Source organism: Terriglobus tenax (assembly GCF_025685395.1).
GTDB lineage: Bacteria > Acidobacteriota > Terriglobia > Terriglobales > Acidobacteriaceae > Terriglobus > Terriglobus tenax.
The window spans coordinates 2160243-2182656 of the sequence record NZ_JAGSYA010000004.1 but is presented as its reverse complement, the minus strand read 5'-3'; the positions used below and the strand labels follow the sequence as shown (position 1 = coordinate 2182656).

Genomic DNA, 22414 nt, shown 5'->3' with positions numbered 1-22414 from the left:
CACTCTTTCTGTTGCACTTTTCTTTCGTACGAAGTTTTTCGTTGACACGTACGAATTGATTCGTATAACGTCCTTTCTATGAGGACGAACCTGGAAAATCCCAAACCAACCGAAGGCGAGCTTGAACTGCTCACGATCCTGTGGGATCGTGGTCAGGCCACGGTGCGCGAGATCTTTGAAGCTGTGAACGCGCAGCGTCCCGTTGTCTACACGGGCGTGCTGAAGCTGCTGCAGATCATGACCGAGAAGGGGCTGGTCAAGCGCGACGAGAGCGAGCGGGCACACGTGTACCGCGCCGCGATTCAACGGCAGGACGCGCAGCGCCGCTTCATGCAGGAGCTGAGTAACCGCTTCTTCGCCGGCAGCGCCGCGCAGCTTGCCCTGCACGCGCTCGAAATGGAACAGGCCAGTGAAGAAGAGCTGGATGAGATTCGCAAGCTTCTGAAGCGCCGCAAAAAATAAACGTTGAGCAACGCGGAGGAACCGCACATGAGAGTGCTTGATAACGGAACCATGGTGGCGCTGGGCTGGACCCTGCTGCACTTCTGCTGGCAGGGAACGGCCATCGCCATGTTCTACGGCATCGCCGACCAATTGACGCAGCGCGCCAGCGCAAACGCGCGCTACCTGATTGCACTGACCGCGGTGCTTCTGATGCCGCTTGCGGCGATTGTCACTTATGTCGATCAGTCGCGGCTCGTCGTGCATGTCTCGCACGATGGGGAAACCGTTACCGCATCGCAACTCGGTGCATTGCACCAGGCCATCGTGAAAGAGATTCCCGTTGCCGCTCCGGTCGTGCAGCAAAGCGAATTATGGATCTCCTGGAACAGCGACCGCCTGCTGCCCTGGGTCGATGGTATCTGGTTGATAGGAGTGTTGATGCTGGCGCTGCGAGCCGCCGGTGGATGGTGGCAGCTTGAAGCCGTACGCCGCCGCGCGACCGGCATTGTTCCGGCGGAACTGCAGCAGAGCTTTCAGCGCATCAACCAGCAGCTACGCACAGGCCGCAACGTCGCTCTGCGTTTTTCCGGGGAAGTCATCTCGCCGCTCGCCATGGGGGTGTGGCGCACGGCCGTCATCCTTCCTGCAAGCATCGCAACGCAGCTGACGCCGGAAGAGATCGAGTCGGTACTTGCGCATGAGCTGGCGCATATCCGCCGGTGGGATTACATCACCAACCTGCTTCAGACGGCCATTGAGAGCCTTCTCTTCTTTCATCCGGCAGTGTGGTGGCTCAGCCACCGTACGCGTCATCTGCGCGAAATCTGCTGCGATGCCGTGGCGGCACGCACGTGTGACGATCCGGTGATCTATGCACAGGCGCTGCTGCGCCTGGAAGAAGAGCGGACACAGCGGCTGCGGCTGGCAGTGGCACTCAACAACGGACAAACACCGCTGCTCGGCAGGGTGAAACAGATTCTCGGGGAGGGATGGCAAATGGAAACAGGGATGAAGAGTGGTGTGCAGGCGGCGGTGGCAGGTGCAGTCGTCGTTTGCCTGATGCTTACGCCGAAGATGGCGGAAGGTCTGAAACAGCGCGCGCAGGTCAAGCCGATCCCTTCGCCTATGATGGCGGAGAGCATCGACGTGCCCCAGGTCATGCCGGAACCGGCGGCTGCTCCATCCACCGGCCGGTCCGTGGCGGCTTCGCTGCCCGCAGCCGATCCCATGCCCACGCCGCAACCTGAGCCGGATCCGTCGCCCCTGGCAATCGCATCTCCGTCGCCCGTGGCATTGCCTGCTCCGGTTGCAGTGGTGGCGAACGTGGCTCCCGTAGCCCAGGTTGCACCCATTGCCCGTACGGCGGTGCGCACAGCCATGATGCAGGATGCGAAGAGTGGCGCCGCATATCTGCAGCAGATGAAGGACGCAGGCTATCCGCTTGACCTCGATAAGGACCTCGACCAGATCATCGCCCTGCGTTCGGTGGGTGTAACACCCGAGTATGCAAAGACGATGTCGCAGGCCGGCTACGGAACGCCGACACCGAAAGATCTCATCAGCCTTAAGTCGGTCGGTGTTACGCCGGAGTATGCCAAGTCCATGGCGCAGGCTGGCTACGGTACTCCCTCGATGCACGACCTTGTCGGTCTCAAGTCCGTGGGGGTTACGCCGGATTACGCAAAGTCCATCGCACAGCTGGGCATCGGAACGCCTAGCCTGCATGACCTTGTGGGCCTTCGTTCCGTAGGGGTGACACCGGAGTATGTTGCCAGTCTCAAGAACTCGGGCATCGCTCCCGCATCGCTGCACGAGGTTATCTCGGAAAAGAGCATGGGCATTACCAGCGACTACGCCAGGCAGATCGCCGCGCTCGGCTATGGCACGCCTACCGTGCATGACCTTGTCAGCCTCAAGTCCATGGGCATTACGCCGGAATATGCGGCTGGCCTGAAGAGTTCCGGCATCCCTGTACAGAACCTGCACGAGCTTGTCTCCATCAAGTCGGTCGGCGTTACACCGGAGTATGCAAAGAACATGGCCGCTGCCGGCTTCACGAACCTGAGCACGCATGACCTCGTCTCGCTGAAAGCCATGGGCCTTACGCCGGAGTACACGCGCTGGGTCAAGCAGACCTTCCCGGATGCCGATGCCCATGCCGTTCGCCAGGCCGTTACCTTCCACATCGATGAAGCATTCATCGCAAAGGCGAAGGCCCATGGCTTCACCAGCACGTCGCTGGACAAGCTGGTAAAGCTGAAGATCGCCGGCCTGCTCGAAGACTAAAGGAGACACCCCAATGAAGAAGTTATCCCTCGCGCTCCTGGCGCTGAGCCTGGCGGCGCACGCTCAAAATCGCACCGGCCTGTGCATGCTCACCGCATCCACCAACCAGCCCAACACGGCATCCTTTGTCATCAACCACAGCGACTGTGAAGGCGACGGTCCATGCGGCACATCGAACTCCAACATGAGCTGGCAGCGCTGGAGCATCACCAGCGACATGCTGACCCACGAAGGCGCCCAGGTCGACGCTCGCGTCGATGCCGACGCCGGAGAGATGCGATGCAATGGCATCGTGCATGACGGCGTGTTGTCCGGCCGCTATACCTTCACGCCAAACCTGGATTACGCCCGGCAGGTACGCGCGCTCGGTCTCGAAGATGGCATCGCGGACCGCAAGTTTGAAGGCCTCGCCATGCTCGATGTCTCCATCGCCTGGATCAAACGGATACAGGCCACGGGAGTCACGGGTCTGTCGGCAAACCGCTTGCTCGGCCTGCGTGCGCTGCATGTTGAGCCCGAGTACATCCATGCTCTTGCCGCCGCGGGGTATCCGGAGCTGCGTGCCAACAAGCTCACGGAGATGAAAGCGGTTGGTGTCACGCCAGACCGCATCCGCGAGATCAAGGCGATGGGCTTCAACCCGAGCGACAGGGAACTGATCCAGATATGCGTCTTTCACATCGACAAGGCCTTTGTGGATCGTATGAAGGCAAGGGGAATGACCGATCTCACCGTGGCGAAGCTGGTGAAGATCAAGACCTTCAAGCTCGACGAATAAAAAAGAAGGCCCACTCCAGGGAGAGTGGGCCTTTCTGTACCCGGCATGTTCAGGGCTAGAAAATCAGTTCCATGTGGACATCCGCGCGCTCATAGGGTGTTGGCTGTACGCGCTCCGGTGGAAGATGGCGGAAGCCCACTGCTTCGTACAAGTGCACGGCGTTCTTCAGCTTCTTGTTGCTGTCCAGGTACAGTGCGCGAGCCTTCAGCACCTCGCGGGCATAGCGTACGGCAGCGGTCAGCAGCTTGCGTCCCATGCCGCGGCCCTGCCAGGTTTCATCCACGGCCATCTTTGCCAGTTCGTAGGTCTGCGGCTCCTGTGCAGGGACCAGGGCCACGCAGCCAAAGACAGCGCCGTCTTCTTCCACGCATAGAATCTGCCCGCCCGGATTCAGAATGTGGGTGTGCGGATCGTCCAGCGTCTCGTAGTCGTGCGGTTCCATCCTGAAATGCTTGCTGATCCAGCTCTCGTTCAGTGAGCGGAAGGCAGCTTCATCTCCGGGTTGGAAGGTACGTATAGTCACGCGCCCGTTCTCCACGGGCAGGTCGGCCAGCAGCAATGCGCCCTGCATGGGTTCCACCTCCAGATGGTTTGAGTCTCCGTCTCCACGCGCGATATGTCCAATATCTTGTTTGTCCGCATTAGTATGTCAAAAGTATGGATATCGAGCTGCGTCATCTGCGCTACTTCATCGCCGTTGCGGAGGAACTACACTTCGGCCGCGCAGCGCGCCGTTTGCACCTGGCCCAGCCACCGCTCTCGCAGCAGATCCGCAAGCTGGAGGAGATCCTCGGCTGCCAGCTCATTCTGCGGACTTCGCGCGCCGTGCGATTGACCGCCGCCGGGGAAGCCTTTCTGGAGCGCGCCCGCCGCACGCTGCGCAACGTGAAGGACGACATGGAAGAGGCCCGCGGTATCGGCCGCGGCGAGCAGGGCCTTCTGCGCGTCGGCTTCATCAGCTCCGCCATGCTCACCGCCATACCGCGCACCTTTGGCGTATATCACGGTCGATTTCCCAAGGTGCAGCTTCAATTGTTTGAGAGTTACACGGCGTCCGTCATGCGGTCGCTGCTCAGCGGGGAGATCGATGTGGGCATCCTGCGTGACGGCGGCCCGTCGAATGGCCTGCAGGTAGAGCCGATCTACAGTGAGCCGTACGTGGCTGTACTGCCCAGGCAGCATCCCCTGGCAGCGAATAAGAGCATTACGGCGGCAGCGCTGCGCGACGAACCATTTGTCTTTCACACGCCGTCGGCAGGCACACGCGCCTTTGAGAAACCCATGTCTCTTTGCGAAGAACATGGCTTCCGCCCTCGCATCGTGCAGGAGGCTCCGCAATGGCTTACGCTGCTGCGCCTGGTTGGCGCCGGTTTGGGGGTCACCATTGCACCTGCCTGCGTGGAACGTATTGTGATGAACGACGTAGTCTGCGTGCGTCTGCGCGGAGCCACGGTCAGGAGCGATCTTGAGATAGCCCATCGCACCGGGGAAGACCGCATGCTGGTGCATGCCTTTGCCGCGATGGTGCGGCAGGGTCTGGGGCACACCACGAAATAAAGTTCTGCGCATTCCTGCTCCGGGGAGCACCCTAGTAAGTATGGGAAAGCGTTACGCCGAGCTCGCATTCACACCACTGGTTCAGAAGCAGCAGGAGCAACATGGCAGCCGCCGGCAGTATGAGCGTGTCCAGCAGACAGGCGAAGCAGGCGACCGCCTGGGCGAGTTTGAATCGGATTTTGTCGCTGGCCGCGACGGCTTCTATCTCGCCTCCATCAGCGAAACCGGCTGGCCCTATGTGCAGTATCGTGGCGGAGCAAATGGCTTTCTGCGCGTTCTGGATGACCGTACGCTTGGCTTTGTCGACCTGCGCGGAAACAAGCAATACATCAGCATCGGCAACCTGCAGCATGACGATCGCGTTGCGCTCTTCCTGATGGACTATGCCTACCAGCGGCGTCTGAAGATTCTCGGTCACGCGAAAATCTTTGAAGGCACCGCCGAGGCTGCCGTATGGATAGAGAAGCTGCGAGACCCCGAGGAGAAGACACCGGCGGAACGGGCCATTATCGTGCACATAGAAGCGTTCGACTGGAACTGCCCGCAGCACATTACCCCGCGTTACACGCAACAGGAGATCGCCACTGCCGTTGAACCATTGCGTCACCGCCTCGACGATCTGGAAAAGGAGAACGCGAAGCTCAGGGCCGAGCTGAAATCTGCTAGGCCCCCACGGCCGTAAGCCGCTGCTCCAGCGCAGCCATGCGCTCTTCCAGCACGGCAATCTTTGCCTCAAGCTCTTCCATGCGGTTGCTGCCTGCCGTGGTGTTTTTTGCAGCAGCAGACATCTCGGTAACATCCGGCATACCGCTCAACAGGTGCGCATAGCGAGCCTCGCGTGCCCCGGGCTGGCGTGGCAACAGCACCACCAGCGGAGTTTCGCGCTCGATCAGCCGATTCAGCGCGCTCTGTACGGCAGGGACGTCGTCAAAGGCGTACATGCGGTCGGCGCGTGTGCGTAGCTCTCCCGGTGTCTGCGGTCCGCGCAACAGCAGCAGGCACAGCAGAGCGGTTTCATCGCGGCGCAGGTTCAGCACGGTGCGTACGCGATGTTCGAACTTTGGCACGCGGCTGTCATGCGCTGTCGCGGTGTAATCCATGTCTTCCAGGTGATGCAGTGCGGCTCTCACCTCGTCCTCGCTCAGTTCCATCACCGGCTCGCGGGACGACTTCTGGTTGCATGCCGCCACCAGTGCATTCAGTGAGAGTGGGTAGTACTCCGGGGTGTTGATCTCTTTCTCGATCAAGGCTCCCAGGACGCGTATTTCATTGGCTGAAAAATCCATAGAAACCAGCATAGACCTCACCCGAAATAGCCAGTGAACTGTTTGAAAGAACGTGATATTTTCACCATGGACGAGTGATCGTTCGTGGTGTTTGTGCGCAATGGTTGGGAGGTTTATGCGTCGTTCGGCACTTGTTTTGCTGGTGCTGGCCGGCATGTTGTCAGGGAGTTCAGGCGCGGTCGCGCAGAAGGCAGCCACACCGTCGCCTGTCCTGGATGGAGAGAAACTCCAGGCCATCTCTGACCTGAACTTCGATGTCATGACCATGAAGCAGGGTCTGCCGCATGACTCTGTTTATGGTTTTGCACAGGACATTCGTGGCTATGTCTGGGTCGCCACCTTTGGTGGTGTGGCGCGTTTTGACGGCTACCAGTTCTATACCTACACCCACGACCCCCTTCTTCCCGGTTCGCTGCCTGACAACAATGTCCGCAACTTGTTGCCGCGCGAAGATGGTGGTCTGTATGTCGGCACAGGCAGCGCGGGGCTCGCCATCTACCAGCCATCGACAGACAGCTTTGTTATCCCTTCCAAAATGCCGCAGGCGCTCCGCAAGGCGCGTATCTTCTGCATGACCCCCGATGGCGAGGGCGGCGTCTGGCTCGGTACGCAGAACGGCTTCGCGCACTACTCTGACAAAACCGGTGAGTTTGAACTCTACGGCGCCCTTGCGGGCAAGTCACCGGCCAACGGAGCTCCTTCCAGCACCATCTTCGCGCTGCTGCAGGACAGGCAGAAGAACCTGTGGGTAGGTTCTGACAGCGGACTCTACCTGCGTCCCGCCGGAACCAGCGAGTTTCGCTTTATCCCGGGCGACAACGACCTCGGGCAACACGCTTCCATCTGGACTCTTTTTGAGGACCACACCGGCCTTCTCTGGGCGGGTACGGATACCACCGGCCTCGGCACGGTCGACCGCACGCAAGGTCTGTTGCGCGGCTATCCCGGGCTGGCCGGACGTAACTCCCCCATCGGTCCGCACACGGTGCGCGGCATGCTGGAGATGCAGCCGGGCATCTTCTGGTTTGTCACCTATGGCGCCGGTATCTTTTCGCTGAACAGCAACACCCACCAGGTGCTGCACTGGGCCAAGGATCCCACGGCCTCCGCACCGCTCAGCAATGACTTCATCCGGGGCATGATGCGCGATCATTCCGGCGTTGTCTGGATGGGTACCGACAGCGGTCTTTCCACCATCGTTACGGAAGGGCACGGTATCTTCAACATCCGCAGCTCGCCTCTGCGTCCTGACCGTCTCTTCGGTTCGGAGGTCCGCAGCGTCGGTGCGGGCTTCGGACGAGCGTGGGTTGGCTTTGACCAGGGCGGCTTTGCAGAGATTGACCGCGACGGAAGCATTCATGCCATCCATCCGGCTCCAGGTGTAAGCCAGGAACAGTCCTCGCATCGAGAGATTCTCTCCATCAAGCCGATCGACGAAAACACGGCCGTGGCCGGTGGCATGGGGCTGTATCTCATTGACGTACACGCACGCACCTACCGTCCGGTCGAAGATGCTTTTATTCGCAAGCAGATCATCAATGCCGTGTTGGTCGATGGCGACCAGATCTGGGCCGGCTGCTACAACGGTCTTCTGCGCTACAACCGGCGCACCGGGGAACTGAAAGTCTTCACCCACCAGCCCGGCAACCCGGCAACGCTGGTCGACGACTATGTGCGCGACATCCTGAAAGACTCACACGGCCGGTTCTGGATCACCACGCGTCTCGGCCTGGAATTGTTTGATCCCGTCCGGGAGACCTTCCGGCATATCCGCCACGATCCCAAAGACCCCACTTCGCTCGCCAATGACAACATCCAGCCCATGGCCGAGGACGCGCAGGGCCGTCTCTGGATCGGCACCGTTGGTGCGGGGCTGCAGGTCATGGAAAGCATCACGCCCGAAGGCAAAGCCACCTTCCGCACTATCGACCATGACCACAACGGCCTGCCCGACGACATTATCCTCATCACCCGTCGCGGGCTCGACGGAAGAATGTGGGTCAACACGCCGCGGGGGCTCGCCTCCGTTGACCCGAAGAACTTTACGTTGCGCCGCTATGGCATCCCGGACGGTCTTCAGACCACGGCGCAGAACCTCTTCAGCTCCGCTCTGCTCGACGATGGAACCATCCTCTTTCCAGGGAACTCCTCGGTCGTCATCGTCCGCCCGCATATGCTCCATTCCTGGGCCTTCCAGGCTCCGCTGGTTATCCCGGAGATTGAGTTGCAGGGAGCGAGCCAGTCCCCCGTGCTGCTGGCGCGCCTGGCGGCTGCCGGACAACTGAACATTCCTTCGCACCGCGGCTTTGAGATCAGCTTTGCTCTTCTGGACTACACCGCGCCGAATGACACGCTCTACTCCTATCAACTGGAAGGCTTCGACCAGTCCTGGAGTTCTCCCAGTTCCACCCGCCGTGCGGCCACCTATACCAATCTTCCCGGTGGCTCGTATACCTTCCACGTGCGCGCCATTAGCCGCAACGGCACCGGTATCGCGCAGGAAATTGCCTTCCCGCTGCGTATCCGCAACAGCATCCCGGAGAGCTGGTGGTTCCAGGCCATCCTTACCCTGCTCATCGTGGTCATTGTGCTGCTGATCCTGCGCATTCGGCTGGCCTACATGGCGCGCCGTCAGCGGGAGTTGGAAGCCCTGGTGGCCACGCGTACCCGTGAGCTGGAAAGCAGCCGCCAGGAGCTGCTTACCGCCAACAAGCAGCTGGAACGGCTTGCCCTGCACGACGAGCTGACCGGCACGCTCAACCGCCGCGGCTTCTTTGAACGGGCAACGCTGGAGGCTGCGCGTTCCCAGCGCTCCGGTCGCAGCTACAGTCTTCTGCTGGCTGACCTGGACAACTTCAAGCAGACCAACGACACCATGGGGCACAGCGCCGGCGACGCCACCCTGCGCGCCATCGCCACCATGCTCAGCGCATCCATCCGCACCTCGGACATTCTTGCCCGGTACGGTGGTGAGGAGTTCATCATCCTGCTGGCGGAAACCGATGAGGCGCAGGCGCTGCAACTGGCCGAACGTCTGCGGCAGCACGTGGAAGAACTCCCCATCGAATACGCCGGCCTGCTCTTCCACACCACCACCAGTATTGGCGTGGCCACCTCCACCGGGCAGCAGGAATCCCTGGATTCCCTGATCTCGCGCGCTGATCAGGCACTCTACCTGGCCAAGTACGCCGGCAAAAACTGCGTCCGGACCACTTCAGGCCGGCAGGTCTGAGATCCCGCCTCCCGAAGAAAAAATAGATCCTTCCATTGAATCTATTTCGACATCGAAACATCAGATGTTGTAGAAAGGATCTGGACAGGCATGAGCGAAAAGAAAGAAATCTCGGCGACCCGTCTCTGGCTGGTGATGATGAAGTCCTATGCCGCTGTCCGTACCTTTGCCGAGGATTCGATTGTCGGCACGGGCCTTGGCCTCAGCGACTTTATCGTGCTGGAGATGCTGCTGCACAAGGGTCCGCTGACCATGACGCAGATCGCCGAGAAGGCACGGCTGGCCAATGCCTCCACCACGGCGGCGATTGACCGCCTGGAGCGCCGCAACCTGGTGCATCGCAGCTTCCACGCCACCGATCGCCGCGTCCGCATCGCGGAGTTGACACCGGAAGGCGACAAGTTGATCCGCTGCACCTTCTCCACGCACGTCCGCGATCTGGACACAATGATGGAACCACTTTCTGAGGCAGACCGTCAGGCCCTCTACAATGGCCTGAAGAAGCTGGGCCAGACTGCCGAGGCCGCCAACCAGGTGAAGCCCGGTAAGCAGAAGGGAGAGACGGAATGAAGCGCATCTTCAGTAGCCCTCCCGCGCGCCCCGAGTCCCTTTCTAAAGGCATTGAACCCACAAGTTTCATTTGCAGGCAGCAAGCCAGGACGCTGGCGGGGCGATGTAGCTAGCCCCGTGTCCTGTCTGGCGGACTTCTCCGCCATGCACACGGGGGAACGTGTGCTCACTTGCTTCCGACACAACCATCAACGCGGGCGTCCGTGAGGCGCTCCTCAACCAGGATTTCTTTTGGAGACAACAATGAAGACCACTCGTACGCTTTTTGCATCGCTTCTCGGCGGCCTGCTGCTGGTTGGTTCGCACGCCTTCGCTCAGACCTCCACGTGGAAGATCGACCCGGCTCACTCGGACGCTGCCTTCCAGGTGAAGCACCTTTCGGTGTCCAACGTGCGCGGCTCGCTCGGCGCCGTCAACGGCACTGTGACCTGGGATGAGAAGGACCCCACCAAGTCCAGCGTGACCGCCACCATTGAGACCAAGGGACTGGATACCCGCGTGCAGAAGCGCGATGACCACCTGAAGTCGGCCGACTTCTTCGACGTGGAGAAGAACCCGACCGTGACCTTCAAGTCGACGGCCGTGAAGCGCGAGGGCGATGGCTTCTCCGTCGTTGGAGACCTGACCCTGAATGGCGTGACCAAGCCCGTTACCCTGACGGTTGACGGCCCCACGCCTCCGCAGAAGAATCAGCAGGGCAAGCTGGTCACCGGCTTCTCGGCCACCGGCAGCATCAAGCGTTCGGACTTCGGCTTCGGAGCCAAGTTCCCTGACGCAGTCGTCAGCGACCTGGTGAAGATCACCATCGACGTCGAGGCGGACAAGGAGTAATCCATCCTTCCCGCTGCACCATTGCAAATGGCCTCCCTTCGGGGAGGCCATCTGTTTTAGCTCTCTGGAGCGCCTAGCCCTCGTGCGATGTCTTCTGCATCCGCCATGCTCGTGCGGCCAGGAACAGCAGCGTGACAATTGCGGAGATCATGATTGCGGAACCGAGATTGATTTCCACCACATCCCCCAGGGGGTTGCCGCCTTTGTGGAAGCCCCCAAACTTCAGGGCCAGAAAAGAGAGCAACGCGACAACACCGGCTTCCACTGTAAGGCGTTGCGCAGAGGGTCGGCTTGAGCTGACCTCTTCTTCGGTCGCATATTGAAGGTTCTGTGCCATCATCGTCTTCCTTGAAACCCGATATCGTGCCAGAGTATGACTCAGCGTCTCGGCTTTGGGCTGTCATCCGTGCTCAAAAACAGCAATGCGGATGCTCCGAAGCAGAGCAGATAAATCTAACAGCAAATCGGGAAATGTTGCCTCCAGTCTAGGTCCGGAGCCGCCGCCAAACAAGAGTTACGCCGCCACTATTGTGTAACGTTACTGCACGCGCGAGTGCCGGAAGCCGCGCTCTGTCAGCGCAGCCAGCAACTCCGCCACATGCTCCGGACCGCGCGCTTCCATCGTGATGTCGATGGCCGTATCGCCCAGATTCACGTCGTAATACGCCCGGTTGTACAGCGTATCCACAATGTTGATGCGGTGGAACGCAATCAGCTCCGTCAGCTCAGACAGGGCTCCCGGCTTATCCAGCAGGTGAATGCGCAGGCGGATCAGGCGTCCGTCCTTCACCAGGCCGCGCTCGATAATGCGGCTCAGCAGTGTCACGTCAATGTTGCCGCCGCTCACCAGTACCGCCGTCTTCGTTCCCGGGGCCAATCCTGTCTTGCCCTGCATCACGGCTGCCAGCGCGGTTGCGCCAGCACCTTCAGCCAGGGTCTTTTCACCTTCCAGCAGTACCAGGATGGCGGATGCGATCTCGTCCTCATCCACCGTCACAATGCGGTCGACATAACGCTGCGCAATCGGCATGGTCACATCGCCCGCACGGCGCACGGCGATGCCGTCGGCGATGGTTGTAGCCGGATCAAGCGTCACATGGTGGCCGGCATCCACCGCTGCCTTCATGCTGGCCAGTCGCGCCGTCTGTACGCCCACGACCTGGATCTTCGGATTGCGTTCCTTCACCGCGGTCGCAATGCCGCCAACCATGCCGCCGCCGCCAATGGGAACAATCACCGCTCCCAGGTTCGGCACCTGGTCCAGCATCTCCAGGCCGATCACGCCCTGTCCTGCAATCACCGCAGGGTCGTCAAACGGATGCACGAAGGTAAAGCCATGCTCTTCGCGCAGGCGCATGGCTTCCGCATAGGCCTCGTCGTAGTTTGCGCCGTGCAGCACGACGTTCGCGCCAAAGTTCCGCGTCGCCGTCACCTTCACCAGCGGAGTCGCCAGCGGCATCACGATCGTTGCCGCAATCCCGCGCTTGGTCGCGTGATACGCCACGCCCTGCGCATGGTTGCCGGCGCTGGCGGCAATCACACCACGACGGGCCTGCTCCGGCGTCAGCGTGGCGATCTTGTTCAAAGCGCCATGTTCCTTGAAGCTGCCGGTCATCTGCAGGTTTTCCAGCTTCAGGTAGACCTCAAGACCGGTCGCCCGCGACAGCTTTTCTGACCGCGTGCAGGGAGACTCGTACACACTGCCACGAATCCGCTCCCGCGCGGTTTCAATGTCCTTCAGTGTGACCTCAACCTGAGGCGATGCTGTGGTTGCCATATCTTTCTAGGGTAAATGACAGGAAGCCGCGCGGGTCCGACATCCTGCACCGAAGCAAAGGTGCTGCTGCTCTCTGGCTACAGTCGTCCCGCTGCCACTTCCAGCAGGTCGTTCATCGCTTTCAGGTCGGTCCGCTTCACACCTTCCCACATCTCGGTCTCAATCTGCTGGACCAGCACATCGGCATCCTCCAGCAGTTTTTCTCCGGTTGGGGTCAGTTTGGCAATCCGTCGACGCTCATTGGTCGCATCGTGTTCGCGCACAATCCAGCCGTTTTTCTCTGCGCGCAGAATCAGTGCGTGGGCGGTCTGCGGCGTAATGTGGCACTCTCGTGCCACCTGGGCCCCGCTGGCCGTGGCTTCAGTCTTGATGGCGTGCAGCACGCGCAACTGGGCCAGCGTAATTCCAAGCGGGCGAAGGTCTTCATCCATCCGCGCGCGAAAACCGAGCATCAGCCGCTTCATCAGCTTCAAAGTGCGGCGTGATTCAGCCTGCTTTTTTGCAGCTTTGTCTTCGGTTTTGGTGTCGTTCATCATCAGCTACCTGATATTCTATCGCAGCTAGCTGATATCCCTCCATGTCTTACGATCACAATTGGAAGCCCCGGCACAATCCCTGGGCCATTGCGCTCACGGTCACGCTGGCCACCTTTATGGAGGTGCTCGATACCTCCATCGCCAATGTCGCCCTGCCGCACATTGCCGGTTCACTCGGCGCCAGTTCGGAAGAGGCGACCTGGGTGCTCACCAGCTACCTGGTCGCCTCCGCCATCATCCTGCCCGTCTCCGGCTGGCTCTCCAACCGTTTCGGACGCAAGCGTTTCTACATGACCTGCGTCATCATGTTTACGGTCTGCTCCTTCCTTTGCGGTATCGCCACCAGCATGCCCATGCTCATCCTTGCGCGCATCCTGCAGGGGCTTGGCGGCGGTGGCCTGGCGCCGTCAGAGCAGGCCATCCTGGCGGACACTTTCCCGACGGAAAAGCGCGGGCAGGCCTTCGCCGTCTACGGCATGGCCGTGGTGGTCGCTCCGGCCATTGGTCCCACGCTCGGTGGCTGGCTGACGGATAACTACTCCTGGCACTGGATCTTCTTCATCAACATCCCCATCGGCATCCTCTCCATCTGGCTGTCGAACCGCATGGTCGAGGACCCGCCGTACCTGAAGGAGCGGGCCGCGGAGGCGCATCGCCAACCGGTCGACTTCACCGGTCTCGGCCTGGTGGCGCTCGGCGTGGGACTGCTGGAGTTCACCCTGGACAAGGGACAGGAAAAGGACTGGTTCGGCGACCCTATGATCCGCGCCACGGCGATCGCCGCCGCGGGCCTGCTGCTCTTCTTCACCTGGTGGGAATGGCGTCACCCGGACCCGATTGTCGACCTCAAGCTCCTGAAAAATCGAAACTTCGGTACGGCTGTCTTCCTGCAACTGGTGCTCGGCATGGTGCTGTTCGGCTCTACCGTGCTTATTCCGCAGTACCTGCAGACCCTGCTTGGCTACACGGCAGAAAGGGCAGGCAAGGTGTTGTCGCCGGCCGGCTTCGTCATGATGTTCGGCATGGCCGCGGCGGGCCGGTCGCTGGGCAAAATCGACCCGCGTCTGACCGTTGTGCTCGGCTACCTGGCCACGGCGCTTGGCATCTGGAATCTCACCCGGCTCGACCTCACTGCCTCCTATGGAACGATCACGCTCTGGCGCATGCTCCAGGTCATCGGGCTGCCCTTCATCTTCATCCCCATTTCCACGCTGAACTATGTGGGAGTGCCGCCGTCGAAGATGAACCAGATCTCGTCGCTCTCCAACTTCGCCCGCAACCTGGGTGGAAGCGCGGGAACCGCCCTGTTGACGACCTTCCTGGCCCGTACCGCGCAAACGCACCAGTCGGCGCTGGCGGCCAATACGGTGCCCGGTTCACCGGCGTATGACAACTACATTGGCAGCATTGCGAACATTCTGCGCAGCCAGGGCATGAGTGCGGCGCAGGCCAGCCAGTTGGCGGTGGGCCGCGCTTACCAGGAGATGCTGCGGCAGGCGCAGATGCTCAGCTATAAGAATGCCTTTGCCCTGCTGGCCTTCGTCATCCTGCTGCTGTCGCCCTTGCCATTGCTGATGCGGCTGCCTAAAAAGAGCGAAAAACCCTCACCCGAGGCGATGGGACATTGAGCCAGTAAAAAAGGACGCCGCGAGGGGCGTCCTTTTTCGTTTCAGAGGAAGGAGCTTTTCTGTGTTTAGGCGCGGCGCGGAGACTGCGTTCCGTGAGGACGAGGTGTTCTGTCCTTGACGCGCGGAGTGTGATCGTGTGCCTTCGGCGTTGTATCGCGGGCTTCAGCAATGCCCACAGCCAGGAAGGTCATCACGGCGGCGAGAATGGTCTTTCGCAGCATGTAATTCACCAGCTTTCTGCATTAAAAGATGCAGAGTCAGCGTCAATGGGTTCAAAAACCCACGCGGTGAATGAAGTACGCCACGAAGCATCAGTCAGATGCAACAAAATTCAGGAGCTACCCATTACCTTGGGTGCGTCTCACGGTACTCTCTGGATTCCTTCTCGCGCTTGTCAGTCCCTTTTTTCTTGCGGATCTTATCGGCGACGTAGCCGCCGCCCGCGCCTACACCCGCGCCCACCAGCGCACCCTTGCCGCCGCCCATCACTCCGCCCAGCAGGGCACCGCCCGCGGCGGATCCACCAACAACTTTGGCCGTAGTGTGGTGACGTTTATCGCTGGCATCCTGCGATGCCTTGGCCCGGTCATGCGCGCGTTGTTCCTCGTAAGTGCGGTCCTGCGCAATCGCGGTGAACGGGGTCGAAAGCAGCCCCGCCAAAATCATGGTCGATCCAAACTTCGTGACGTTCTTCATCATGATGACGTCCTCCGTGGGGGCACCCTGCCTGCAAACGCATATAGCGGGTACTTCCTATAGACCCTTTAGAGCCACTGGGCAGGGAAGTGTTTGCCTCGCGCTCTGAAAAGAAAATCCGGCCCCCCGGCCATTAGGTTGCCTGCGGGGTTTGCATTTCCGGGCCAAATCCGTGTACGCTCAAAGGCGCAATGACGCACACCGCCCATTTCTTTAGCTTTACCTTCCGCTACTGGCGCACAGTAGCGGCTCCGGCGGTTTAGCGTCGCAGGTTCAGCAGTACCCAGGTAACACACGACGAGATTCCAACCGAAGCCGCGAACCCCAACAGGGTCGCGGCTTTTGTTTTGCTTGCAACAGAAGGGAATGAGTATGGAACACAGCATCATCGATCCGGTTCGAACCCTCGGCAACGGCCGTTTCGGCGCCTACGGCGGCCGCTACGTCCCTGAAACGCTGATGGCCGCCCTGCAGGAGCTGGAGCAGGCCTATGCCGCAGTCCGCGACGAAGCAGCCTTCCAGAATGAGCTTGCCGGGCTGCTGAAGGACTACGTCGGCCGCCCCACACCGCTCTACTTCGCCAAGCGGCTGACCGAGCAACTCGGCGGCGCGAAGATCTACCTGAAGCGCGAAGACCTGCTGCACACCGGAGCGCACAAGATCAACAACGCTCTCGGCCAGGCGCTGCTCGCCCGCCGCATGGGCAAGCAGCGCATCATTGCGGAGACCGGCGCAGGCCAGCACGGCGTGGCCACCGCCACCGTCTGCGCGCTCTTCGGGCTGGAGTGCGTCATCTACATGGGCGAGGAAGATATGCGCCGCCAGGAACTGAACGTCTATCGCATGCGCCTGCTGGGCGCTGAGGTGCGCGGCGTCGGCTCCGGTTCCGCCACGCTGAAGGACGCCATCAACGAGGCCATGCGCGACTGGGTCACCAACGTCCGCACCACCTTCTACATCCTGGGCTCGGCGCTCGGAGCACATCCCTACCCCACCATGGTGCGCGACTTCCACCGCGTCATCAGCAAGGAAGCCAGGCAGCAGATTCTGGAGCAGGAGGGCAAGCTGCCCGATGCCGTCATCGCCTGCGTCGGCGGCGGATCCAACGCCATCGGAGCCTTCTACGAGTTCATCCCGGATCAGAACGTCCGCCTCATCGGCGTCGAAGCCGGTGGACGCGGCACGGCTCTCGGCGAGCATGCTGCCCGCTTCAGCGGAGGCATCCCCGGCGTTCTGCAGGGAACCTACAGCTACGTCCTGCAGAACGACGCCGGACAGGTTGCCACCACGCACTCGGTCTCGGCCGGTCTGGACTATGCCTCGGTTGGCCCGGAGCACGCCATGCTGCACGACCAGGGCCGCGCGACCTACACCTTCGCCACGGATGCGGAAGCCCTCGATGCGCTGAAGGTGCTCTCACGCACGGAAGGCATCCTGCCCGCGCTGGAATCCGCCCACGCCGTAGCGGAGGCCATCAAGCAGGCTCCGAAGATGGCGAAGAGTGACGTCATCATGGTCAATGTCAGCGGCCGCGGCGATAAGGACATGGGCATCCTCCGCAAGGAGATGGATTTGAAAGGAGCTGATGGCCGCTAGCTCCTGGCCTCTAGCTAAAAGCTAGAAGCTGACAGCTAAAAGCTTGTTCGTTATGCCAATTAACTTCACCAAGAAACCCGGCCTCGTCATCTACCTCACCGCAGGCGACCCTGACCTCGCTACCACCAAGGCCATCGCCATCGCCGCCATTGACGCGGGTGCCGATGTCCTCGAACTCGGCGTGCCCTTCAGCGATCCCCTCGCCGACGGCCCCGTGATTCAGCGCGCGATGGAACGGGCGGTAGCCCGCGGCGTCCGCCTGAGCGATGTCCTCTCGCTCTGCAAGGAGATTCGCGAAGCCCGCCCGCAGGCGGGGCTGATCCTCTTCAGCTATCTGAACCCCGTCGTCCGCATGGGCATGGAGAGCTTTTGCTCTGCCGCAAAGGCCGCAGGAGCTGATGGCGTCCTGCTGACCGACATGATCGTGGAAGAGGCCACCGAGTACCTGGCCGCGATGAAGCAGAACGGCCTCGCGCCCGTCTTCCTTGCCGCGCCTACCTCACCCGACGAACGCCTGAAGGCTATCGCCCAGCACACCGAGGGCTTCCTCTACGCCATCTCGCGTACGGGAATCACCGGTGCCGGAACCACACTCTCAGAAGATGCGGAGAAGCTGGTCAACCGCATCCGCCAGTTCACCAGCAAGCCCATTGCTCTGGGCTTCGGTGTCTCGAATGCAGAACATGTCCAGGCCGTGGGACAGTATGCTGACGCGGCTGTGATCGGATCGGCTATCGTGGCCATCATCGAAAAATCCACGCCGCAGGAAGCACCTGCAGCCGCAGCGGCATTCATCAAGGGTCTGCGCGCCTAGCGCCAATTACCAGGAAGGGAAACCAAGTGAGGCAGAAACGATGGAGATAGCGGACTGGCGCAAGCGGATTGACGAGCTGGACGAGCAGATTGTGAAGCTGATCAACCAGCGGGCTGAGGCAGCCCAGAACATCGGCATGTTGAAGGCACAGCAGGCGCTCCCCGTGTATGAGCCGGGCCGCGAACAGAAGGTCTTTGAGCATATCCGCAGTTGCAACCCCGGCCCGCTGCCGGATGCGGAGCTCCAGAAAATTTACGAGCGCATCATCGACGTGATGCGTGCGCTCCAGAAGAAAGACAACTGACGGAAGGAGCGTGGGCTCCCGTCAGAAGATACGAAAGAAGAGGAAAGAGCAATGATCGTCGCAATGCAGGATGCAGCCACCGAAGAACATATACAGTCCGTCATTGAGCGCATGGTGGACCTGGGATTCGCCGTGCACCGTACTACCGGCGCCGCGCAGACCATCCTGGCCGGCGTAGGCTCGCCGCAGGCATTTGATGTCGCCGAGTTCACCGTGCTGGCTGGCGTGCAGGACGCCTATCGCATCTCCTCTCCCTATAAGCTCGCCGGCCGCAGCTTCCGCCCCGAGGGCACAAAAATCAAGTTCCGCAATGGCGTCGTCGTCGGTGGCGAAGAGATTGTCATCATGGCTGGCCCCTGCTCGGTCGAATCGAAGGAGCAGATCCACCTCTCCGCAAAACAGGTTGCCGCGTCGGGCAGCAAGTTCCTCCGTGGCGGCGCCTTCAAACCCCGCAGCTCGCCGTACAGCTTCCAGGGCATGGGTATCGAGGGCCTGAAGCTGATGCGCGAGGCCGCCGATGCGAACGGCCTTCTGGTCATCACCGAGGTCATGGAGATCTCGCAGATTGAGCCCATGCTGCCCTACGTCGACGTCTTCCAGATCGGCGCGCGCAACATGCAGAACTTCAACCTTCTGCGCGAACTGGGCCACACCCGTACCGCCTGCCTGCTGAAGCGCGGCATCGCCGCGACCATCGAGGAAGTTCTGTTGAGCGCCGAGTACATCCTCTCCGGCGGCAACTACGACCTCATGCTCTGCGAGCGCGGTATTCGCACCTTCGAGACCTATACCCGCAACACGATGGATGTCTCCGCGATCCCCGTGCTCAAGAAGCTGACCCACCTGCCTGTCTTCGGCGATCCGTCACACGGCGTGGGCAAGCGCGACCTGGTTCCCGCGCTTGCGCTGGCCTCGGTCGCCGCCGGTGCTGATGGCCTGCTGATGGAGATGCATCCCAACCCCGACAAGGCCATGAGTGACGGCGCTCAGTCCCTCTTCCCGGAGCAGCTCAACAAGCTGAACGCGCAGTTGAAGCAGCTCGCGCCGATTGTCGGCCGCAAGCTGTAACTCGCTCCACAAAAAAATCGCCCCGCTCTTCGGCACGTTCAAGAGCGGGGCTTTTTTTTGAGCCACCGCCACCTTATCGCCCCCGCCCTTCTTCCCACTCACCCGCAAGCCAGGTTTTCTTCCCCCACTTTCGGGCCGTGGATTTGTTTTTTCCGGCTGTTACATCTATGTCGTATGCTTGCGGTATCGCATCTATTTCCCCTGATCTCAGCTAGTTACTGTCTTCCATTGATGTTCCGCAAAGCTGACTTTTCTTGTTCCTGAGGAGGCACCTCGTGCTTCGCAAATTTGGTGTACCCGTTCTCGTTCTCGCCATTGCGGCAGCCCTTGCGCTTACCATTCAAGGCTGCTGGGGCTCCTGGGGCGCTAACCGCTCTGAGCAATCCACCGACGATGCTTACGTCCGCACCGACGTCACACCGCTCAGCACACGCGTCAGCGGCACGGTGAAAGAGGTGCTGGTCCAGGATTACGCCACCGTCACGCCCGGCCAGGTGCTGGTGCAGCTGCAGGACGAAGACTACCGCGCTGCTCTCGCCCAGGCACAGGCTGCGCTTGCCGCTGCTGAAGCATCACTCACCGCCAACGAAGACGCCAAGCGTGTGCAGGAAGAACAGATTCGCGGCGCGGAGACGCAGATCACCGCCGCGCAGGCAGCCGTCACCGCCGCCGATGCTGGCATTGCCGCAGCCAAGCCCGACGTGGAACACGCCAACAGCGAGCGTGCCCGTCAGGAAGCTCTGCTGGCAGCGCGCGCTTCGACCCGTCAGCGTGTGGAAGCCGTCGTAGCCGATGCCGAAAAAGCACAAGCCCTGCTCGCCAGCCGCCAGGCTGATCGTGCTCGCGCGGAAGCAGCCGCCAAGGGCGCACAGGTTGCACTCGCCGGGCAGCAGCGCGTGCTGACCTCGCTGCGCACCAAGGACGATGTGCTCCGCGCCGACATCGCCGCGAAAAAAGCGGCGATCCAGGTCGCCGAGGTCAACCTGAACTACACCGTCATCCGCGCCCCACTCGCCGGCACCGTGGGCGAGCGCAAAACACACCCCGGCCAATTGGTCGCCGCAGGCATGGAGCTCATCTCGCTGGTCGAGAGCAGCCCGTGGATCCAGGCCAACTTCAAAGAGACACAGCTTGCCCACATGAAAGCTGGCGATCCCGTGGAAGTCCACATCGATGCCCTGCCTGATGTCACGCTGAAAGGCCACGTCGCGCAGATTGCTCCCGCCAGCGGATCGCAGTTCGCTCTGCTGCCGCCGGACAATGCCACCGGCAACTTCACCAAGGTGGTGCAGCGCGTCCCGGTCAAGATTCAGCTTGATCCATCGGAGCAGATCGCGCGCCTGCGTCCCGGCTTCTCGGCAACCGTAACCGTCAAGGTGAAGTAATGCCCGCAGAGACCGCACAATCGGCCAGCGGAGAAGCTGTCCACCCGACGCACCATCCCATGATCGGCATCGTTGCCGTTCTGCTGGGCGCCATGATCGCCACCGCGCAGGGCCGCCTGCTTTCGGTCGGTCTGCCCGATCTTCGCGGCGCACTTGGCCTGGGCGCGGATGAAGCTTCGTGGCTTGGCACGGCATTCAACGCCGCCACCATGTTCATCGGTCCCTTCTCGGTGTATCTCGGCGGCCTGCTCGGACCGCGGCGCGTGTTGATGGCATGCAGCGCACTTTACACCGTCATCGCCTTCTTCCTCCCGTTCTCCGGCGGCCTGCCCATGATGCTGGTGCTGCTCGCGCTTGCGGGGCTCACGGCAGGCACCTTTTATCCGCTCACGCTTTCGTTCATCCTGCGCAACCTGCCCATGCGCTATGTGCTCTTCGGCATCGCTGTTTATGGCGCAGACGTCGTCTTCACCACACACATCGCGCATTCCACTGAAGCCATCCTCGTCGGCAACCTCTCCTGGCGATGGATCTTCTGGTTCGGCGCACTGCTTACGCCAGTGATGCTGCTCTGCGTCCACTTCGGCATCGCACCGCAGCCACTGCCGCAACCCAAGCCCGGACAGCCTCGCCCCAACTGGCGCGGCTTTCTCTACTTCAGCCTGGGCGCTGCGCTTATCTACACAGCGCTCGACCAGGGCCAGCGGCTCGACTGGTGGAACTCGCGCACCTTCATCGCTCTCCTCGCCTCCGGCCTCTTCCTCTGGACCACCGCTCTGGTACGCCGCATGATGGAGCCTAACCCGCTCATCAACCTCCGCTTCCTTCTGCGCCGCAACGTCATCTTCCTCGCAGTGCTTCTCGCGGCCTTCCGTTTCCTGTTGCTCAGTACCGTCGTTCTGCTCCCCAGCTTCCTCGCCAGCGTGCATGGCTATCGCCCCGAAGAAACCGGCCCCGTCCTTCTCTGGATTGCGCTTCCGCAGGTGCTCGCTGGCCTGCTCGGTATCTGGCTGCTGGGACGCATCGATTCGCGGCTGGTGCTCGGCATCGGCTTCACCCTCATCGCCATAGGCTGCCTGCTCAACGCGCAACTCGATGCCCAATGGGCAGGCTCCAGCTTCTGGCCCTCGCAGCTCGTGCTCGCCATGGGGCAAGGCATCGCACTCAACGGCCTGGTCGGCAGCATCATTCTTGAGGTCGTCAACTCCGGTGCCATCCAGCAGCCCATCAACGCGCTCACCTTCTCCGGCTTCTTTCAAACCGTGCGTCTGATGGGTGGAGAGCTCGGCGTCGCCTTCATGCAACACTGGATCTCTCTGCGCGAGCAGACACACTCCAACCTGCTTGGCCTGCATGTACAGATGGCCGACCCCGCCACCCAACATCGCCTGCGCCTTCTGCAGGGCGGCATGACGCCGCACTCCACCGGAACATCGGAAGCCGCCGCGCGCGCCGGTGCTCTGCTCACCCTGCAGGTGCGCCAGCAGGCCTTTACCCTCAGCATTGCCGACTGCTTCCTCACGCTCGCCTGGGCCTCCGTCGCCGCGCTCTGCGTGCTGGCCTGCGTCGGCGTCATGAAGATCGGATTCCGGGAAGCGAAAGCCGCTAACCCCTCGTAAGGAGAAC

General features: G+C 61.2%; 22 protein-coding genes. 15 read left to right on the top strand and 7 right to left on the bottom strand.

The genetic code is table 11. The features are described from left to right. The first annotated feature begins 78 nt into the window (after positions 1-78). From OHL13_RS14655 to OHL13_RS14645, 3 genes are read left to right on the top strand one after another with little or no spacing between them, the layout of a single operon-like run. On the top strand, positions 79-462 hold the full coding sequence (locus tag OHL13_RS14655) for a BlaI/MecI/CopY family transcriptional regulator (protein ID WP_263410872.1): 384 nt from the start codon (positions 79-81) through the stop codon (positions 460-462). A 27-nt stretch (positions 463-489) separates the two neighbouring features. Then, positions 490-2730, top strand: coding sequence for a M56 family metallopeptidase (locus OHL13_RS14650; protein ID WP_263410871.1), 2241 nt, complete (start codon positions 490-492; stop codon positions 2728-2730). A gap of 13 nt (positions 2731-2743) precedes the next feature. Next, entirely contained in the window at positions 2744-3508 is a 765-nt protein-coding gene (locus tag OHL13_RS14645) for a hypothetical protein (protein ID WP_263410870.1), read from the top strand. A 55-nt stretch (positions 3509-3563) separates the two neighbouring features. On the opposite strand, the gene OHL13_RS14640 is transcribed toward OHL13_RS14645, so the two are convergent. Next, positions 3564-4079, bottom strand: coding sequence for a GNAT family N-acetyltransferase (locus OHL13_RS14640; RefSeq protein WP_263410869.1), 516 nt, complete (start codon positions 4077-4079; stop codon positions 3564-3566). An 86-nt stretch (positions 4080-4165) separates the two neighbouring features. Here OHL13_RS14640 and OHL13_RS14635 point away from each other — a divergent pair, with 86 nt between their 5' ends. Both OHL13_RS14635 and OHL13_RS14630 read left to right on the top strand, forming a co-directional pair. Then, positions 4166-5065 carry a LysR substrate-binding domain-containing protein gene (locus OHL13_RS14635; protein ID WP_263410868.1) on the top strand — a complete coding sequence of 300 codons (900 nt, stop codon included), beginning with the start codon at positions 4166-4168 and terminating at the stop codon, positions 5063-5065. A gap of 40 nt (positions 5066-5105) precedes the next feature. Beyond that, positions 5106-5747: a pyridoxamine 5'-phosphate oxidase family protein gene (locus OHL13_RS14630; RefSeq protein ID WP_263410867.1), complete on the top strand. Its 642-nt coding sequence runs from the start codon at positions 5106-5108 to the stop codon at positions 5745-5747. On the opposite strand, the gene OHL13_RS14625 is transcribed toward OHL13_RS14630, so the two are convergent. Further along, a complete protein-coding gene (locus OHL13_RS14625; protein ID WP_263410866.1) occupies positions 5728-6363 on the bottom strand; it encodes a YceH family protein in 636 nt (211 codons plus the stop codon). The genes OHL13_RS14630 and OHL13_RS14625 overlap by 20 nt on opposite strands. Before the next feature lie 103 nt (positions 6364-6466). Here OHL13_RS14625 and OHL13_RS14620 point away from each other — a divergent pair, with 103 nt between their 5' ends. The 3 genes from OHL13_RS14620 to OHL13_RS14610 all read left to right on the top strand — a co-directional run bounded on the left by OHL13_RS14620 (position 6467) and on the right by OHL13_RS14610 (position 10984). Then, positions 6467-9583, top strand: coding sequence for a ligand-binding sensor domain-containing protein (locus OHL13_RS14620; protein WP_263410865.1), 3117 nt, complete (start codon positions 6467-6469; stop codon positions 9581-9583). 90 nt (positions 9584-9673) lie between these two features. After that, positions 9674-10153, top strand: coding sequence for a MarR family winged helix-turn-helix transcriptional regulator (locus OHL13_RS14615; RefSeq protein WP_263410864.1), 480 nt, complete (start codon positions 9674-9676; stop codon positions 10151-10153). 243 nt (positions 10154-10396) lie between these two features. Then, positions 10397-10984 carry a YceI family protein gene (locus tag OHL13_RS14610; protein WP_263410863.1) on the top strand — a complete coding sequence of 196 codons (588 nt, stop codon included), beginning with the start codon at positions 10397-10399 and terminating at the stop codon, positions 10982-10984. A 73-nt stretch (positions 10985-11057) separates the two neighbouring features. Here OHL13_RS14610 and OHL13_RS14605 read toward each other — a convergent pair whose 3' ends face one another. The 3 genes from OHL13_RS14605 to OHL13_RS14595 form a co-directional block, all read right to left on the bottom strand. Then, positions 11058-11324 carry a hypothetical protein gene (locus tag OHL13_RS14605; protein ID WP_263410862.1) on the bottom strand — a complete coding sequence of 89 codons (267 nt, stop codon included), beginning with the start codon at positions 11322-11324 and terminating at the stop codon, positions 11058-11060. A gap of 198 nt (positions 11325-11522) precedes the next feature. After that, positions 11523-12761, bottom strand: coding sequence for a threonine ammonia-lyase (locus tag OHL13_RS14600; protein ID WP_263410861.1), 1239 nt, complete (start codon positions 12759-12761; stop codon positions 11523-11525). A 77-nt stretch (positions 12762-12838) separates the two neighbouring features. Beyond that, positions 12839-13297, bottom strand: coding sequence for a MarR family winged helix-turn-helix transcriptional regulator (locus OHL13_RS14595; protein WP_263410860.1), 459 nt, complete (start codon positions 13295-13297; stop codon positions 12839-12841). 41 nt (positions 13298-13338) lie between these two features. Between OHL13_RS14595 and OHL13_RS14590 the strand changes: the two genes are divergently transcribed. Beyond that, positions 13339-14925 (top strand): DHA2 family efflux MFS transporter permease subunit, encoded by a 1587-nt coding sequence (locus OHL13_RS14590; RefSeq protein ID WP_263410859.1) that lies wholly within the window; start codon positions 13339-13341, stop codon positions 14923-14925. 65 nt (positions 14926-14990) lie between these two features. Here OHL13_RS14590 and OHL13_RS14585 read toward each other — a convergent pair whose 3' ends face one another. Together OHL13_RS14585 and OHL13_RS14580 are read right to left on the bottom strand one after the other, a co-directional pair. Next, complete coding sequence (locus OHL13_RS14585) at positions 14991-15146, bottom strand: hypothetical protein (RefSeq protein WP_263410858.1); 156 nt, start codon at positions 15144-15146, stop codon at positions 14991-14993. A gap of 124 nt (positions 15147-15270) precedes the next feature. Further along, positions 15271-15624: a hypothetical protein gene (locus tag OHL13_RS14580; RefSeq protein ID WP_263410857.1), complete on the bottom strand. Its 354-nt coding sequence runs from the start codon at positions 15622-15624 to the stop codon at positions 15271-15273. A 369-nt stretch (positions 15625-15993) separates the two neighbouring features. Here OHL13_RS14580 and trpB point away from each other — a divergent pair, with 369 nt between their 5' ends. The 6 genes from trpB to OHL13_RS14550 all read left to right on the top strand — a co-directional run bounded on the left by trpB (position 15994) and on the right by OHL13_RS14550 (position 22407). Beyond that, the gene (gene trpB / locus OHL13_RS14575; RefSeq protein WP_263410856.1) at positions 15994-17217 is read left to right on the top strand and encodes a tryptophan synthase subunit beta; all 1224 of its coding nucleotides are present in this window, start codon (positions 15994-15996) and stop codon (positions 17215-17217) included. 52 nt (positions 17218-17269) lie between these two features. Continuing rightward, entirely contained in the window at positions 17270-18031 is a 762-nt protein-coding gene (gene trpA, locus OHL13_RS14570) for a tryptophan synthase subunit alpha (RefSeq protein WP_263410855.1), read from the top strand. A gap of 40 nt (positions 18032-18071) precedes the next feature. After that, complete coding sequence (gene pheA / locus OHL13_RS14565; protein WP_263410854.1) at positions 18072-18335, top strand: chorismate mutase; 264 nt, start codon at positions 18072-18074, stop codon at positions 18333-18335. Positions 18336-18386: 51 nt separating this feature from the next. Beyond that, positions 18387-19403 (top strand): 3-deoxy-7-phosphoheptulonate synthase, encoded by a 1017-nt coding sequence (gene aroF / locus OHL13_RS14560; RefSeq protein WP_263410853.1) that lies wholly within the window; start codon positions 18387-18389, stop codon positions 19401-19403. Positions 19404-19678: 275 nt separating this feature from the next. Then, a complete protein-coding gene (locus OHL13_RS14555) occupies positions 19679-20788 on the top strand; it encodes an HlyD family secretion protein (RefSeq protein ID WP_263410852.1) in 1110 nt (369 codons plus the stop codon). Beyond that, positions 20788-22407 (top strand): MFS transporter, encoded by a 1620-nt coding sequence (locus OHL13_RS14550; RefSeq protein ID WP_263410851.1) that lies wholly within the window; start codon positions 20788-20790, stop codon positions 22405-22407. The genes OHL13_RS14555 and OHL13_RS14550 overlap by 1 nt, the downstream gene beginning before the upstream one ends. Positions 22408-22414: the final 7 nt, after the last annotated feature.